General features: G+C 53.8%; 15 protein-coding genes. 9 read left to right on the forward strand and 6 right to left on the reverse strand.

The window, feature by feature from the left end:
- Positions 1-60 precede the first annotated feature (60 nt).
- The 9 genes from VFA09_07785 to VFA09_07825 all read left to right on the forward strand — a co-directional run bounded on the left by VFA09_07785 (position 61) and on the right by VFA09_07825 (position 8,644).
- The gene (locus tag VFA09_07785) at positions 61-1,119 is read left to right on the forward strand and encodes an aminopeptidase (protein HZU67163.1); all 1,059 of its coding nucleotides are present in this window, start codon (positions 61-63) and stop codon (positions 1,117-1,119) included.
- A gap of 116 nt (positions 1,120-1,235) precedes the next feature.
- The gene (locus VFA09_07790) at positions 1,236-2,903 is read left to right on the forward strand and encodes a serine/threonine-protein kinase (GenBank protein HZU67164.1); all 1,668 of its coding nucleotides are present in this window, start codon (positions 1,236-1,238) and stop codon (positions 2,901-2,903) included.
- A 249-nt stretch (positions 2,904-3,152) separates the two neighbouring features.
- Complete coding sequence (locus VFA09_07795; protein ID HZU67165.1) at positions 3,153-3,410, forward strand: ferredoxin family protein; 258 nt, start codon at positions 3,153-3,155, stop codon at positions 3,408-3,410.
- Positions 3,411-3,604: 194 nt separating this feature from the next.
- A complete protein-coding gene (locus tag VFA09_07800) occupies positions 3,605-4,234 on the forward strand; it encodes a hypothetical protein (protein HZU67166.1) in 630 nt (209 codons plus the stop codon).
- An 80-nt stretch (positions 4,235-4,314) separates the two neighbouring features.
- On the forward strand, positions 4,315-4,527 hold the full coding sequence (locus VFA09_07805) for a hypothetical protein (GenBank protein ID HZU67167.1): 213 nt from the start codon (positions 4,315-4,317) through the stop codon (positions 4,525-4,527).
- A 109-nt stretch (positions 4,528-4,636) separates the two neighbouring features.
- On the forward strand, positions 4,637-5,395 hold the full coding sequence (locus VFA09_07810) for a Bax inhibitor-1 family protein (GenBank protein HZU67168.1): 759 nt from the start codon (positions 4,637-4,639) through the stop codon (positions 5,393-5,395).
- Between the two features lie 187 nt (positions 5,396-5,582).
- Positions 5,583-5,948 carry a thioredoxin gene (gene trxA / locus VFA09_07815; GenBank protein ID HZU67169.1) on the forward strand — a complete coding sequence of 122 codons (366 nt, stop codon included), beginning with the start codon at positions 5,583-5,585 and terminating at the stop codon, positions 5,946-5,948.
- A 383-nt stretch (positions 5,949-6,331) separates the two neighbouring features.
- Positions 6,332-7,072 (forward strand): GntR family transcriptional regulator, encoded by a 741-nt coding sequence (locus VFA09_07820; protein HZU67170.1) that lies wholly within the window; start codon positions 6,332-6,334, stop codon positions 7,070-7,072.
- Between the two features lie 147 nt (positions 7,073-7,219).
- Positions 7,220-8,644, forward strand: a complete 1,425-nt coding sequence (locus VFA09_07825; GenBank protein ID HZU67171.1) for a tetratricopeptide repeat protein — start codon at positions 7,220-7,222, stop codon at positions 8,642-8,644.
- Positions 8,645-8,712: 68 nt separating this feature from the next.
- Here VFA09_07825 and VFA09_07830 read toward each other — a convergent pair whose 3' ends face one another.
- From VFA09_07830 to VFA09_07855, 6 genes are all read right to left on the reverse strand, one after another.
- On the reverse strand, positions 8,713-9,555 hold the full coding sequence (locus VFA09_07830) for a HepT-like ribonuclease domain-containing protein (protein HZU67172.1): 843 nt from the start codon (positions 9,553-9,555) through the stop codon (positions 8,713-8,715).
- 177 nt (positions 9,556-9,732) lie between these two features.
- Positions 9,733-10,410: a MoaD family protein gene (locus VFA09_07835; protein ID HZU67173.1), complete on the reverse strand. Its 678-nt coding sequence runs from the start codon at positions 10,408-10,410 to the stop codon at positions 9,733-9,735.
- A gap of 73 nt (positions 10,411-10,483) precedes the next feature.
- Positions 10,484-12,043 (reverse strand): carboxypeptidase M32, encoded by a 1,560-nt coding sequence (locus tag VFA09_07840; protein ID HZU67174.1) that lies wholly within the window; start codon positions 12,041-12,043, stop codon positions 10,484-10,486.
- Between the two features lie 10 nt (positions 12,044-12,053).
- The gene (locus tag VFA09_07845) at positions 12,054-13,577 is read right to left on the reverse strand and encodes a leucyl aminopeptidase (GenBank protein ID HZU67175.1); all 1,524 of its coding nucleotides are present in this window, start codon (positions 13,575-13,577) and stop codon (positions 12,054-12,056) included.
- A 162-nt stretch (positions 13,578-13,739) separates the two neighbouring features.
- Positions 13,740-14,165, reverse strand: a complete 426-nt coding sequence (locus tag VFA09_07850; GenBank protein HZU67176.1) for a response regulator — start codon at positions 14,163-14,165, stop codon at positions 13,740-13,742.
- 113 nt (positions 14,166-14,278) lie between these two features.
- On the reverse strand, positions 14,279-16,798 hold the full coding sequence (locus tag VFA09_07855) for an ATP-binding protein (GenBank protein HZU67177.1): 2,520 nt from the start codon (positions 16,796-16,798) through the stop codon (positions 14,279-14,281).
- Positions 16,799-16,965 lie beyond the last annotated feature (167 nt).

Genomic DNA, 16,965 nt, shown 5'->3' on the forward strand with positions numbered 1-16,965 from the left:
ATCGGCGACTATGCAAATGAACGAATGAATATCTCTCAAAAAAATCTAGAGGAGAAACGGATGTCAATCGACACACGTAATGTACAGTCGGCTACCAGCAGGCCTGATCTGGCGAGTATGAGTTTTGAGGAGCGCCTGCAGTTTGGAGCTGAGAATGCTGTACGCTGCATGGGTGTGAGCGCGCAGGACCGCGTTTTTATCATCACCGATTACGAGCGTGAAAGTATCGCCCGCCTGGTCGCGCTGGCTGCTCTCGACCGGCACGCTGATGTCACTGTGCGTTTCCTGGAACATTATGGGGAACGGCCACTGACTGTTTTTTCCGAAGACCTGCGCAATGATCTGTTGCAGGCGCATCCCACCGTCACGTTTTATATCGCCACCGCCAAACCGGGGGAAATCACCTTCCGCTTGCCGCTGCTGCCTTTCCTGGTCAACGAACTCAAGGTGCGTCATGGGCATATGATCGGTATCGATGAAGAAGTCATGGCCAATGGCATGTGTGCCGATTACGATGAAGTATTTAGTCTAACCAACCAGGTCTACGATGTTGTGCGCAACGCGCAGCGCATCCATGTCACTTCGGCAAAGGGCAGCGATGTGACAGCCACATTCAACAAAGACTGGAAGTGGATTCCTTGCCATGGACGCTATAACACGCAAGGTGAGTGGGGCAATCTGCCGGAAGGCGAAGTTTTCACGGCTCCTGCCACCGTTGACGGCGTGATTGTCTGCGATGTGCTGGGAGATTTCTTTTCGGCCAGGTATGGCGTCTTGCAACACCCGGTGGTTGTCACTATAAAGGATGGCTACGTGACGGAAGTCACCAGCGAGGACGCGGAACTGGCAAACGAGGTGCGAGACTACCTGTTCTCGGTTCCCAACGGTAATCGCGTGGGTGAATTTGCTATCGGCACGCTCACCAGCCTGAAGCGGCTGGTCGGCAACCTGCTACAGGATGAGAAGATGCCAGGTCTGCACGTGGCGTTCGGCAATCCTTATCCAGAGTTCACGGGCGCCGATTGGCATGCCAAAATCCATGTTGATGTCATTCCCAGCACCTGCACCATCGAGGTTGATGATCGCATCATCATGCGTGATGGGGAATTCGTCATCTAAATTTGTGTTGACATCGAAACTCCATTATTGATACAATCAAGATGAGCCAGGTTGATTGCTCTGTTTTACAGAAGCCTGGATAATGAAATTGCTACTCTTGAGGGGACGAGCGTATCGTGACTACGACCAGGGGGCAACACTTACTTGGCAAGAAGGTGGCCTCTTACGTCCTTGAGCAGTTGCTGGGCTACGGTGGCTCCAGTGCGGTCTACCTGGCCCAGAGCCCTGCTTCGGGCGAGAAGGTCGCTGTAAAAGTATTTCTGCCGCGCTCCACGATGGATGTGCAGATGCAGAAAAACTTTTACCGTCGTTTTCTGCTTGAGGCCGAGGCCGCCAGCAAATTGGAGCACCCCTACATCCTCTCCATCTATTCCTATGGTCAGGATCATGGATTGCCCTATATCGTCATGCCCTACATGCCTGGCGGAACGCTCTCCGAATATGTGCGCAAGCATGGTCCCCTGTCCTTGAGGGAAGCGCAGCGCTACCTTGAACAGATTGCGTCCGCCCTGGATTATGCTCACGAACAGGGATGCGTGCATTGTGATGTCAAGCCGGCCAATATCTTACTGGATGGGGCCGGTAATGCCATGCTTTCGGATTTTGGCATTGCGCGCCTGATGCAGCCCGATGCTCCCGCCGTCGAGAAATCCGCGAAACCCACCGAAGGATTGATGGGCACGCCTGATTATATCTCGCCTGAGCAGGCGCTGGGGCAGCAGCTGGATGGACGGTCCGATATCTATTCGCTGGGCGTGACTCTTTTCTATCTCCTTGCGGGCCGGCCACCTTTCAAAGCCGAATCTTCCATTGCTATGGCGCTCTTACATGTCCATGAAGCTCCACCACCGTTGGGTTTATTTCGTGCCGATATCACACCCGAAATCGATAACGTGATTGGAAAAGCCCTCGCGAAATGGCCGGAGGAGCGCTATCAGACCGCCGGAGAGTTCAGGGAGGCGTTTGATAAGGCTATTGCTTCTATTGATACTGTGGAATATTCCGCATACCTGGCAGGCGATTCCGGCAAGTCCCGGCCGCCTTCAGTGATTCTGAGGCCGGTTGCGCAGATCAGGCAGTCCTCCAGCCTCGCTTCCAGATTTTCACGTACTATGCTCGTAGCAATAGTATTGATACCGTTGCTGCTTCTCTCCGGGGCCACATTTGGTATCGTCAAATTGCTGACCCATGCTCAGACATACCCACAAGTAGTGCCCACAGGTGGCACTGTGACTCCATCTTCAATCGATATCCTGGCCGGTAATCAAGACGATTGGCAGAAAAGCAAAACCTATTTCTTTAATGAGAGCGGGCAGTATACGATCTTAAACACTTCGAAAAAAGATGTTGCCCTGGCATTGTACGCCAATCACCAGTATAGCGATTTCCGCCTCTCGGTTACCGTGTCGGAAATTCGTAGCCAGCAGAATGGCTTTGACTTCTATGGCCTTGTGTTTCGCGCTTCCGTTGATCAATCGCACTATTATCTTTTCGATGTGGGGACTGCCGGAGATGGGCAATACACGTTCTATCGCTATGATGGTCAATGGCATGTGCTGGCCTCGGGTCCCGCGCCTTCCTTGCATACCGGTCTGGGGCAGCATAATGTCCTGGTGGTAGTGGCGAAAGGCGATACATTCAGCTTCTTTATCAACGGTAAGCCTGTAGGTAAACCCGTCGTTGACCACTCGCAGGCGGCATTGAGCGAGGGCGAGGTCGGCCTCTGCGTGGAGAACGATAATTCCGAGGTCGTATTCTCGCATATGTATGTGACGCAGCTATGACTGGATGCCAGTTGGGGGTAACGCCATTCTTTACATATGCTGTCTGGCTAACTCCTGATGATCGCTCTGGCGCACCTATCCTTCCGATAGGTAGAACTTGCAAGCCAAAATAATTGACATCAAACTCATAACACACTATACTGAACGTGGCTAAAACATAGCTTTTGCCAGAAACATCAAAACTTCGCTGCTATGCCCCATAATCTTTACGTGCATGGCATAGCGGGCTAAGAGGAGGATATCTTAATCATGACCTACGTTATTACTCAGCCGTGTATCGGTGTAAAGGATGCATCCTGCGTGGATGTCTGCCCTGTCGATTGCATCCATCCCACGCAGAACGAGGAGGAGTTCGAGACGGTTGAGCAACTGTATATCAATCCTGATGAGTGCATCGACTGTGGTGCTTGCGAGCCCGCCTGTCCTGTCACCGCCATTTTTGAGGAATCCGCGACCCCCGAAGAATGGAGGCAGTATATCAAGATCAACGCGGATTTCTTCAAATAATTGATAGTACATTACCCGGCAGGGGCGATCACGTGCTGGATAAATCCCCAAACACGACAGTGGTCGCCCACAGCTCGCCCGGTTTTCTCTGGTGTAGTCGTCGATGGGTGATCAAGATAATTCGTACTGGTTCCCGGAGGGGATTGAAATACTCTCATGAATGGACACACCAATTTCTAAGGAGATGAACTCCAATGCCTATTACACGTCGTAAACGCGCAAATCCACCCGATCAGCCGGAGAATAACAATCATCTTGCCGATCAAACCGAAAATGCGGCAGAAGCATTAGCTGCTGAGTCTGCATCCGCTGCCTCTAACAATGGAGATGATACGGGGGCGCCGCTCGAACAGGCGGAAGAAGCGCCTTTTGCTCCCATGAATCCGGCACTCCCGCCGGTCTCCAATGGAGATCGTCTAGAGCGTGGGGAGCGGCAAGACTACACGCCTCCTATTGAGAGCGGGCGACGGACTGCTCGCGGCGAACTGTTCCGCCGGCCACCGGTCACACCGCCGCCACAACAACAACCAGCCCCGACCAGTTTCGCTTCGTCGACCCCACCTCCGGCGCCGACACACGAGATTTCGCTGCCTCTCGGCAATCTGCTGCACCTGGCCTATAATCCCGGCTATACCGGGGCAGAAGAAGCTCGCGGTCTGCTGTTGTATCGCCTGTCTGAAGAAAGCAAAGCCGGCGGTCGCGCTCGCTGCTGGAGCTGTGGTTCCATTGCCATCGCCTACGACCGTTGGAACACACGCAGCCGGACTTTTGGCGAGGTCGGCATCGCTTACTGTGAGATATGCGGCGTCTGGAGTGTCATGTAGCTGGTTGTTCTCCGGTAGAACTGTCTTGAACTGCTAAATCGGATATTGCTCCACCGGTTTCTTCTTTCTAAGGAGTACCCATGACTCAAGCTCGTGAGGAACCTGTAACCCGGCGCTGCCCGCGCTGCGGTGGACTGATGCGCAAACCGCCCGGAAGTACGCTCTTCTGGCATGCCGATAATAATCATCCACGCTGCGATATTACTAATCTTGCCGATACTCCAGACGTGGCCTTGCCTGTTGACGTTGAGCAGGAAGATGAGCCTTCCAGGAAACGTAACCGCAAGAAGTGAGCCTGGAATACAACCAGAACATAGCGTGTTTCGTATATTGGATGAAAGTTACCATACAGCTCTTCATGGGAGTTGAAGCATAAAATTCTAAAGCTGAGGTTTGCTAGCTATGTTCAATCCACGAAGTAATAGCCCTTTCGGCAGAGGCGGGCCGTTCGGGGGCTCTCGCTATCAATATCAGACAGCCTCGCCTTATGGCTACGCGGTGGGTACTCCGGCCCAGACCAGTAGTTTGATCAGCAAAGTGATGGGCTTGCTGGCCTTTTCGTTCCTCTGCGCTTTACTCGGCACATTTGCCGGTTTAGCCATTGGCCTGTCTATCTCAAGCTACTTTGTCGTCGCTATCGCCGGACTTGTCGTACTCCTTATCCTGAGATTTGCTATCAATAAACCGGGATGGAACCTGTTCCTGCTGTACCTGTTCACATTCCTGGAGGGATTGGCGCTCTCGCCGATCATTAATATATACCTGGGAGCCGGCTACGGGTACATCCTGAGTGAAGCCTTTTTGATCACGGCGGTTATGTCGCTGGGTCTCTCTGTTTACGCCTGGACAACCAAACGTGACTTTTCGCGGCTGGCTGATTACCTGTTTTTCGGTCTCCTCTTGCTCATTGTCGCGGGTATTGTGGGCATCTTCTTCGGCGGAATCTTCTCGATCCCGCTGGTAGGGTTGTTCATCTCGATCTTTGGCGTTGCGATTTTCTCCGGCTATGTACTCTACTACGTGCAGCGCGCACGTTACATGGCCGATACATTGCCAAACGCAATCGGTATCACCGTCTCGCTCTTTATCACTGTGATGAACCTGTTCCTCTATATCCTGGAACTGCTCACAATTCTGCAAGGCGGCGGTCGCAGACGCTAGGGGAAATCTCCTGGAGAAGGCTAAGGCTGAACTTTACGGCATGAAACTGGTAAAGTTCAGCCTTTTCTTTGTGCCGAAGAAGAAACAGGGTGGAATAAGATTGACTACGGCCTTGTTCACTTGATTAGATGTTCCTTGAGAAAATATAATAATCTCAATGTCGCTGATTGCATCAAGGTGAAAGTGAGTGAATAAAATAATGGATACACATCCGAATCTGTTCCACGTGACCGACCAGGATTTCGAGTCGAAGGTACTGAAGTCCGATATGCCGGTGATCGTTGATTTCTGGGCGGCATGGTGTGGTCCGTGTCGAGCTATTGCGCCTGTCTATGAGAAGTTGAGCGACGAGTACCTGGGCAAATTGGGTTTTGCCAAGATGGATATCGACCAGTATGAACAAGTCCCCGGACGACTTGGCATCCAGGCTATTCCCACGCTGCTAATTTTCAAGGGCGGCAGGGAAATTGGTCGTCTCGTTGGTCCCCACCCCCTACGATTGAAGAGTATGATTGACAAGGTGCTCGCCGATAACGGAGTTCAGGTCGCCTGACCTGCTATGTGGTTTTCAGGAATGAATGGGTAGGAGCGAGGGCCGATAATGATTTTAAACAATCAAAATCGGCAACCCGAGTGGCTCCGGCCCTGTCATTCTGAGCGCAGTGAAGAATCCGCGCCCTGTCGTGCTGAATGGCTCCGGCCCTGTCATTCTGAGCGCAGCGAAGAATCCACATCCAGACCCGCGGAGATTCTTCGCTGCGCTCAGAATGACACGACCGGGGCTAACCATTTGTCAGAATTTCCTGTCATTCGCGAATTTTATGACAATGCCATAAAATCGTGTCCTAACCCCTCGACGCCTGTCCGCTTTTGTGCTATATTCATCGGTATCTTGTTGTTCTATTCATGGTTGTATGGACATAGGGGAGACTGCATATGCCGACGTTAGAACGTTCAAATCCGTTGCCACTCTACTACCAGCTCAAAGAGGTGCTGCGACAGCAAATACGAGCTGGGCACCTTGCGCCCCATACTGCTATTCCATCAGAACCCGAACTGGTAGCCCGCTACCATGTCAGTCGCGCAACTGTTCGCCAGGCACTGACGGAGCTGGTACACGAAGGGTTACTCTACCGGCAGCATGGAAAGGGAACCTTCGTTTGCGAACCACGTGTGCAGCAAACGGTAAGCGAACTGACCAGCTTAAGTGAGGAATTGCGCAAACGGGGGAAAAAGCCAGGAGGCCTCTTGCTTGTCAGTGAGCTGGTACGAGGCGATGAAACTATTCGCAAAAGTTTGCAGTTGACAGATGAAGAACAGGCCATTCGCCTGGAACGCCTGCGCGCTGCCGATGATATTCCTATCGCCTATGAAATTGACTATTTGCCCTATCCTCGCGCCAGCAGCATTTACCAGCGTGCGAAAGAAATTGCCGATGGCTCTCTCTATAGCTTGATGGCCAGTGAAGGCCTGAGTCCTTATATCGCGGAACAGATCATCATGGCGGATCGTCCTTCCGCGCGTGCCGCCGAACTTTTGAAAGTCCAGCCGGATGAACCGGGATTGCGCATCTTTTGTACCACCTTCGATCAAACGGGCATGCCAATCGAGTATTCCGAAACGTTCTTCCCCGGTTCACGTTACGAAACACAGGTGACTTTGCGTATAGCCAGGTAGGGAGGGTATTCCGTCCGGCCCTTGCGGTAGTCCGCTCAATCCGCTATACTACGCAAGGACTTACTCACAATACGATTCATCTTGGCAACGCCTATATTTTTAAGAGTAGGACAATACAAAGAAAATAGAGGAGCATGAGCGCTTACTATGGATGAAATGCAGACCTTCGACAATAGCGATAGTACCGGCCCGGATGGGGCAGCACCACAGGCACAGCATCTTGGCGAGCAGGAATGGACGGACAGGGGCAACGCCGCCGCTGAGCAGGGAGACTACGAAACCGCAGCAGAGGCTTTTGAACATGCCGTCGAAGCAAATCCAACCGATGCGCGGGCGCGCTATAACCTGGCGCTGGCCCAGCAATACCTGGGCGATGCTGAAAGCGCCATTGCGGGCTACCGGCGAGCGATAGACCTTGATCCGCAGTTGATCGATGCATATACCAACCTGGGAAACCTGTATGGTGAGTTGGGAATGCAAGAAGAGTCGCTGGAGATCTTCCGCGTGGCTCTGGAGTTCGATCCCGAAAATGATGAGCTTTATATTAATGTTGGTGACGCGTACCGGTCGCAGAACCTCTACCAGGATGCCGTTCAGGCCTATCGACAGGCGCTCATCCTTAATCCCGATAACACGCTGGCCGCCGATAATTTGCGCGATGTACGCGAGCGCATCAATAACCAGCTGCGTCGCATTATGGAGCAGGAGCGGCGTGTGGACGAAGACCCCGCCGATCTCGCGCGTTATGCCGAGCTGGTCAGCCTCTACCTGGATATGCGGCGCTACGATGAGGCGCTTTCGATAGCAAACCAGATGGTGAGCCTGGACCCCGAAGACCGTACCGGCTACGATTCACTGGCCTCTGTTTATGAGGCAATGCAGGACCGTGACCAGGCGGCAGAAACATATGCGCGTATCGTGGCAATGGACCCCGATGACGCCGAGGCCTGGGAACATCTTGGCACCTGGCGTTCGATTCAGGGCAATTCAGATGAGGCTATTTCCGCCTACCAGCGGGCGATTCAGATTGACCCTGATCGTTTTACCGCCCGTTTCAGCCTGGCGGAAGCCTATCTTGAAGCAGAACGCTATGAAGAGGCGCGAGCCACCTACCAGGGCCTCATTGACGATGCGGACCAATTGGAGCCTGACGACGTGGCCGCGGCCTATGCCGGACTTGCTGATACATACAACAGCATGGAACGCTACGATGATGCTATCCAGACCAGCCAGGCTCTTCTGGAGCAGTTTGAGGATGACCCGGAAGGCTATTACCAGCTGGCTACCGCCTATGATGCGCTTGGCCGTTATGAGGAAGCCATTGAGAACTACGAGAACGCCATCGATAGCGATCCTCTCAATGCCGATTACTATAACGACCTTGCCGATACGTATCGCGAGGTGAAACGCTACGACGAGGCGCTGGAGACGGTAGAGCAGGCTATTGCTCTAGACCCTGGCATGGTTCTTGCCTATGAGACGCTGGCGCAGATTTACCAGGAGATGGGCCGCAACGATAAGGCTGCTGAGGCTATGGAGCAAGCCAATGCCCTGCGTGTGGTAACAGAATAAAAAGGAGAAACCGATCATCACAAATTTCCCCTCACATGCGAGGGGAAATTTGTGATGATCGGTTTCTCTTACTTATTTGCGATTCTTTCCTCGACCGCGGTCGCGAAGGCTTCCAGGTCGCCGAGACGATGCTGGAGGTGGTCGTAGAGCAGGTCGCGATTGAGCGTGCTGGGGTCATAGACCAGCGCATCCCGCAGGTTGGTAAGGATTTCCAGGCGGAAGGCCAGCGTTTGCGGAATAATCTGCTGCGAACCGACAATACTAAGCAGTTCGTGATAGCCTTCGGGACGCCTTAAGCCAAGCGATGCAACCAGGGTTCCACAGATTTGCAGGCAGGCCTCTATCGCCAGCTGCAGGTAGCGCTCGGCAAGACCATAGACGCGAAAGTCGGAGGTAAATTCTTCGCGCTTCGTCTTTGCCAGGTCTTGTAGAATAGTCACGGCTTCGCGCAACTGGTTAAGGTGACGCTGTACCAGTTCTTTATCAACCGGCAGCACCTGCCCATAGAGACGGCGGCTCAGAGCCTGGTTCTGAATTTCATCGAATTTCTTGAAATCGAGGTAATCCATTACCGCTTTCGTCTCGAATGCCACACGTGATTTTTCATCGCGGCTGAAGAGAATCTGGCCGTACTTAATGACCTGCAATTTGAGCAGGAGCGAGGCCTGGTTTAAAATCACGACGTCGATATTATCGGATTCCAGCCGTTTGGCCAGTTCGCTAAAAAAGTAGAGCTGGTAGTCAAGGAATTGGTCTGATTTGATCTGTTCCATCAGGAGGATGGCGATATCTACATCGGTGAGGTGTCCGAACGAGGTGCGAGTTGAGAGCGAACCGGCAAGATAAGCCGTGTTGACGGGACTTTGGGTGAAGAGTTGATTGAGACGAGACTGCTTTTCGAATAAGTTCATGCGCAACCCTCCGGGAGAAAGCCTATAACTGTTACCTGGGACTGAATGGAACGCTTTTCTCCAGGAAAACACTATTCCTACTGCTAACTGTACCATAAAAACGCCAGGAACGTAACCCCAGGCGCTATTATTTTCTACACGAAAAGAAGTTCAGAAAAGTTCTGTTTGCTTGTCTTCCTATCCTTCAACCCACTCCTCTCCATTGGTGGCGACCTCTTTCTTCCAGATGGGCACGGTCGTTTTGAGCGTATCAATGATATACCTGCAGGCCTCGAACGCTTCGCCGCGATGTGGAGTTGCCACGACGACGATGACGCTAGCCTCGCCGATTTCAAGCCTGCCGACGCGATGGGCGACCGCGACGCGCTCTATGCCCCAGCGCTGCTGAGCTTCTGTCACGATTGCTCGTATCTGCTGAATTGCCATTTCGGGATAAACATCGTATTCGAGGTAGCGCACCTGTTTTCCACGCGCGTTGTCGCGCACCACTCCCTCAAACACGACGATGCCGCCTACGCTGGGATGGCTCACAGCCTCAATCAAGGCGCTGCGATCTAACGGCTCGCGCGTAATCGAAATCAAAGGCTCCATATGATTCTCCTGAAGTGGCGTTCCCCCGCCGACGGGAGGAATGAAAACGACCTCGTCGCCATCATGCAGCGCTGTATCCGGGGATACATAGCCATGATTGACGGCGCAGGCGGAGCGTTCCATGATGGCTTGCAGGCGTGGATAGCGTGTGATGAGAAACGTGCGCGCATCGGCAACGCTTGCGCCTGCGGGCAAGGTCAATATTTCCTCGTTCTGTCCTGTTATTTCGCGGAACGAGGCAAAGTAACGCATGCGAATGTTCATACAGAAAGTATAGCATATTCAGGTTCAGCGCTGCATTCAGCCGTGGCTGAATGCAGCGCTGAACCTGAATATGCTAGTGTACCGTCTTTGGCAAATCATACACAGCCTCGAACTTGGTCGTCAGGTAGCGGACGAAGTAGTCGGGGTTGGGTGGCTCGCCCGTGACGCGCGCGATGAGTTCATCGGGCTGGTAGATGGCGCCGAAGATGTACATCTTCTCGCGCAGCCAGTTCAGGATGAAAGATGTATCGCCGCTTGCCAGTCGCTCGTCGAAGTTCGGGAATGCTCTGTGCAGCGCGTAGAAAATCTGCGCAGCATAGAGGTTGCCAAGCGTGTAGGTCGGGAAGTAGCCGAAGCCGGACGACCAGTGAATATCCTGTAAAACGCCCTCGGCATCATTGGCAGGCTCGATGCCCAGATACTCGCGATATTTCGCGTTCCATAGGCCCGGCAGCGATTCAACAGCGACGTCGCCGTTGATAAGCGCCTTCTCCAGTTCAAAGCGAATAAGGATATGTAAGTTATAGGTCACTTCGTCAGCCTCAATGCGAATCAGGCTTGGTTGCACTTTGTTGAGGGCGCGCACATATGTTGAGATGTCCACGCTGGCAAAATGCTGCGGGAATGACGCGAGTACGGCGCTATATTGGCCCTGCCAGAACGGTAGGGAGCGACCGATGGGATTTTCCCAGAGCCGGGACTGTGACTCGTGCGCTCCCATGGATGCGCCACCTGCCACAGGAGTGCGTGCCAGCGTCTGAGCCGAACCTTGCTCATATAAAGCGTGTCCGCCTTCGTGAATCGCGGCCATCACTGCCGGCTGGATGAAGTGCCTGTCAGGATGAATTGTGAGGCGCACATCGAAGGGACTGCCGAAGCTGGTGGTGAAAGGATGAGGAGATTCGGCAATACCGCCAAACGAGAAGTCATAGCCCATGTTGCGCAGCAGCGTTTTGCTCAAAACCACCTGCTCCTCTAGCGCAAAATCGCCTGTGAGGCAGGAATCGTCTATCGTGTGACCGCTCTGCTGGATGCGGCGCAGCATCATCAGGCTGACCTCGCGGATGGGCGCGAAGAGACGATCTAGCTTGCTGGCGGTCATGCCGGGTTCGAATTGATCCAGCAGTGCATCATAGCGTGTTTCGTCGTAGCCAAGGTGGTCCGCGATTTCACGTTGTAAGAGGACGATACGTTTCAGCCAGGGGGCGAAGCTGGCAAAATCGTTGTTCTCGCGCGCTCGCCGCCAGGCTTCAAAGCTCGCGGCCTGCACGCGCGCCATCTCTTCGACCAGCTTGCGTGGAAGCTTCGTGGCATGCTCGTAAGAGCGGCGTGTCTGCCGTACCAACCCTCTATCGGCATCGGTAAAAGAATCCTGTGCAACGACTTCAGTGAGTTCTTGCAATAATTGTCCCAGCCTGGGCGCCGTCCAACGCTCGTGCAGCACTCCTTGCAGCGTGGCCATCTGGTCGCCGCGCATCTCTCCGGCGCCGCCCGGCATGGAAGTGTTCTGGTCCCATTCCGCCAGCGCACTGAGGGCGTTGAGATCGGAAATTTCATGCACGCAATCAAGTAGTTCCCGGATGCGCGCATCCTGATGCGTAAAGTCGGGCACCATCGTGTCTTGTTTCAACATACGCAGTTTATCATCCTTTCACTTGTTCTTCTGCTCTCCGAAGTACGAGTTCTGCCAGTGTGCGCGTGGCGAATCCGGTGGCGCCTCTCTCCTGGTAGGGCTTTTTCGTGTCGATAAAATCGGTTCCGGCGATATCCAGGTGCGCCCATTGCGCGTCGTCTACGAACTGCTCCAGGATTTTGGCGGCCTTGCACGCGGACGCAGGCCTGCCGCCCGTCTGCCTGACATCGGCGATATCGCTGAGAATCTCTTCTTCATAGTCGTCGTCCAGGGGCATTGGCCAGAATTTTTCGCCGACGGCCTTTCCCGCGTCAATAATCTCGTTGCAGAGTTCCGGGTCGTTGCAGAACACGCCGGACATTGTTGTGCCGAGGGCAACGACAATCGCTCCGGTCAGCGTTGCTACGTCGATGATGGGAGATAATCCCTCTTTCACGGCATAGGAAATGGCATCGGCCAGCACCAGCCTGCCTTCTGCATCGGTATTCAGAATCTCGACCGTTTTTCCGTTCATGATACGAATGATATCTCCAGGCCGGTAGGCGGAGCCGCCGGGCATGTTCTCAGTTGTAGATACGAACCCGGTTACGTTGATGGGCGGCTTCAGGGTGGCGATGATTTGCATGGCGGCGATGACTGCTGCTGCTCCCGCCATGTCGCCTTTCATTTCGTGCATGCGTTCGGCAGGCTTGATAGAGATGCCACCCGAATCGAAAGTGATGCCCTTGCCGGCCAGGGCCATACCTTTCGTGTTGCCAGGATCGCCCTTGTAGCGTAGGATGACGAATTTGGGCGGTTCCGCGCTGCCCTGCGATACGGCCAGCAGCCCCCCCATGCCCAGCTCTTGCATCCTGGGCCGGTCGAATACCTGGTACTCGAGCCCGAATTGTTTCGCCATCGCAGTGGCGCGATTTGCCAGTTCGGTAGGAGTAAGCACGTTGGGTGGCTCGTTGACGAGATCGCGCGCAAAATTTGTGGCCTCGGCGAAGACCGTGCCGCGATGCAGCGCCGTTTGCAGCTTGCTGTCGTTCGCGTCCGCCGTCAGAATCTGGATCTGGCTTATTCCGCGCCCGTTGTTGTTCTCTTTGGCGCGCAAATATTTCCTGAACGTATACAGTCCGGTCAATGCCCCCTCGATTTCGGCCTGGACGAGTTGCTCGCTCTCATCCCAATCCAGCGCCAGCGCTATCGAATGGGCGCCGGTGTTTTGCAAATGGCGGGCGGCGGTCGCGCTGGCCCGGCGCAGTCTTTGTGGGCTTATCTTGCTCTTTGCGCCCAGCCCTACAATCACGACGCGCTTCGCGGCCAGTTTGCCCATGCTGTGAATGGTCGTCAATTCTCCCAGCGTACACTTGAATTCTCCGGCGGCGTACATCTCGGAGATCAGGCCACCCAGTGTCTGATCGACTCTAGCGGCTGTTTTTGATAAGGCGATAGGGCTTTCTTGTCGCTCTTCTTTCTGCGTGGCGACACCGATGACGAGCGCATCACACGCGATATCCTGCACATTTGAAGCTGTTAAACGAATATCCATAGGGTATCATACTGCTTTCTAGAGAATCGGTACTCCAAAAGAGATAGACCGGCCACCAGGGAACCGGTCAGAGGAGATCGGTAAATTGTAACTTAATCGTAGCAAATTCTGAAGAAAACTGCTACTTTTAGTACGATTCTGTATATTTGTTCGTTTTTATTCCTACCCCTGCGACAATAAGCGATCTACTACTTCTAGCAGTTGGCGCGGCTTGAAGGGTTTGGTCAGGTATTCGTTGCAGCCCATGCGTATCGCGGCCTCGTTTTCGTCGCTGAGGGCGTAAGCGGTGACGGCGACGATGGGCACATGGGCTAATGCCGGGCGCTCGCGGATCAACTGCGCGGTACGGTAGCCGTCCAGCACGGGCATCGAGAGGTCGGTGAGAATCAGGTCGACGCGCTCGTGATCGAGGATATCCAGCGCTTCCTTGCCGTTCGAGGCGGAAATGCAGCGGTAGCCGCGCGTGGATAAGACCCGCTCGATGAGGATGCGATTAGACACTTCGTTTTCGACGATCAGAATTGCCGGCTGCCGTCCGTTGGGCGTTGGCCCGGATGAATTTGTGCCTGAAGGTGTTGGTCTGTTCATATGTTCTGGCCCTTTTGTTTTATAGTGACATAATGGTTTTTCACAAAGTATTCCGGCAATGGACGCGGGGCCGATCAATCGGCGCTGGGCGCGATGAATCGGCCCCTACGGGTTCAAGGAGAGGGGGCAATGGGCAGTGAGAACGAGAATGTGGAACCCTGTCCAACAATGCTCTCGACGGCGACTTCCCCGCCCTGTAACTCAATTAACTTACGCGCGATTGTCAGGCCCAATCCGGTACCCCCAAAGCGGCGTGTGGTGCTGCCATCGGCCTGGCGAAATGCTTCAAAAATATAGTCCAGCGCGGCAGGTGAGATACCGATACCGGTATCATGCACCGAGACACGTAGCATATCATAGCGCTCAAGCCGTGTACAGCGAATGGTTACGCCGCCTTTTTCGGTGAACTTCAGCGCGTTTGAAACCATGTTGATGACTACCTGGCGCAAGCGATAGCTATCCGCCAGCGCCATCGGCAAGCCATCATCGATCTCCAGCGTGAGGTATAATCCCTTATTGTTTGCCATCGGCTTCAGTTGATTCACCACCTCTACCAGATTTGACTCGAGGGATAATGGCTCGACCTTGACCTCTAGCCGGTCAGCCTCGATCTTAGAAAGATCAAGCATGTCGTCTACCAGGTGATGCAGGTCCTCGGCACGCCGCACCATGAACTGGATGTGTTCTTCCTGCTCTGCCGTCAGCTCACCGTCGACAAATCCCTCTAATATTAACGCGCCGTAGCTGATAATACTATGCAATGGGGTACGTAATTCGTGCGTGACGGTGGCAAGGAATTGGGATTTGAGATTGTTCACACGCTCGAGAGCGGCGTTCTTGTCCTTGACCTCGACGAAAAGGAGCGTATTCTGGATAGCCATGGCTACCTGGATCGCGGCTGTGCTGAGAAGAAACGTGTCGCTGCCGGTGACTTCGCGCGGTTTGTTACCGTACAGGATAATACTACCTATGGGCTGCTCCTGCAGCACAAGGGGCACGGCGATAACCGAACGATAGCCTGCCTCTAACGCCATACGCGCCCATGCCTCGCCCTGCTCTTGATAAATGCGTACAATGTCCTCGGCGTAGGTGATCTTCTGCTTCTGCATCGCCATGCGCGCCAGTATCATATCGAGGTCGCGCAGGGCCGGGCGCGGAATGCGCGGGCGGCGCAGCCCGTATGGTTCTGGCTGCGAGGTGAGCTTGTGGGGCCGTATCGCGCGGCGTTTATCACTGGAAGAAGGAACAGGTCGGGGCGATGCCGCGGGCATGGCAATCATCTTCGTGGTCGCGGCCATGGTGATATCTCCATCCGGGTCGGTATGTACCGTCACAGCACCGTACTGCTGTGTGATGCTGGTAGCGGGCATATACCCATTTGAATGGCTATCCGACCAGTGCGCCACGGCCCAGGGAGAAAGCATCTCGCGCCCATATAAGAGCAGGGAGACGTTATTGGCCCGCATGATGGTTCCCAGGCGCGAGACGACCTCGCCCAGCAGGTGATCCAGGTTCAGCGTGGAGATCAACACATCGCTCATCTTGAGCAAATCGCTCATCTGCTTCGTAATCACGTTGCTTTCGGTTTCGCGCGTCTGCAGCGACTCAGAAAGCAAATTGAATGAACGCGCCAGCATGCCTAGTTCGTCGATGGTAGAGGCGGGAACTGCTGTCCTGCCATGATCCTCGACCAGAGCCGATATACGAGCCTGAAGTCGACGAATGGGGCGAATGAAGAAGGTGCGCGCCACGTACATGTACACCACTACGCCCAGCGAGATGTAAAATACTCCTGTTCCCAGCAGGATTTCGAGGGCCTTTTCCGGGTTCGCGCTGATGTTGTAGAGTGGCTCAACATCGACGACAGCTATTGATGGCGAGCCTGGAATCTGATCCGCTGTATGCGCTTCACCCGAAAAAGTAAGATAGTGCTGCGTTGTTGCGATGATAGCAACCGTATCTGGTTGGCAGAGCCTGCCTTTCGCTGCATCGTTGTTCAGAAGGATACCGTGTATATTCGTGCCTACTACCTGCTGTGATTCGCAGAGTACTACATTCCAGGATGTATCAGGTACGAGGTCATTCGCAAATTCGTCACTGATGAACTGTATTCCAACCAGTACCCCGTTTTGTTCTTCACCTTTACTATGGACGGGTACGGCATATTCAATGAACCAGCAACTTCTCGCAGCGGCTCCACAATCATTGGCGGGAATTGATTGTAGGGCAGTTGCGGGTTTTCCTTGCAACGCCTGGCGGACGGCGCCGGTGCCAGGAAGAGCGCTTTTGAGAAGATGATCCTGCTGAACGTCAACGACGGCGCTTTTATTGGAGACAAAGGCAAGATCTGAAAGGGAATTGCCGAATTTCAAAAATATAGACTGGAGATTGTTGGCTGAATAATCAGAAGCATTGGCATACGCGGAAAGGTTTTCAATGATCTGTGAGCTGCGCGTATGGTAGGATGTTTCGATGGAAGCCAGGTGGGCGCGGGCATCGCTATTGGCCTGGTGCTCGTAGAAGGTTTTCAGCAAATACCAGGATGTGACGGCAAAAAGCGCCATACACAATAACAGTGTGAGCGCGGCGCTTATGATTAATTTTCCGCCCAGGGATCGGACTGTGAATCGCATTGGAACCTTCCCATGATGCAAAAGTAAGGGGAAGACGGGGTGCCAGCTCGTCTTCCCCTTACCACGCGTATACTAGAAGCATACGCGAGACTCTGAGAGGTGCGCGTGCAAACCCCATGGGGAAAAGGTTGCACGAATGTTCAGGTAAACGCTACAAGCTTGCTCGT

Source organism: Ktedonobacteraceae bacterium (assembly GCA_035653615.1).
GTDB lineage: Bacteria > Chloroflexota > Ktedonobacteria > Ktedonobacterales > Ktedonobacteraceae > DASRBN01.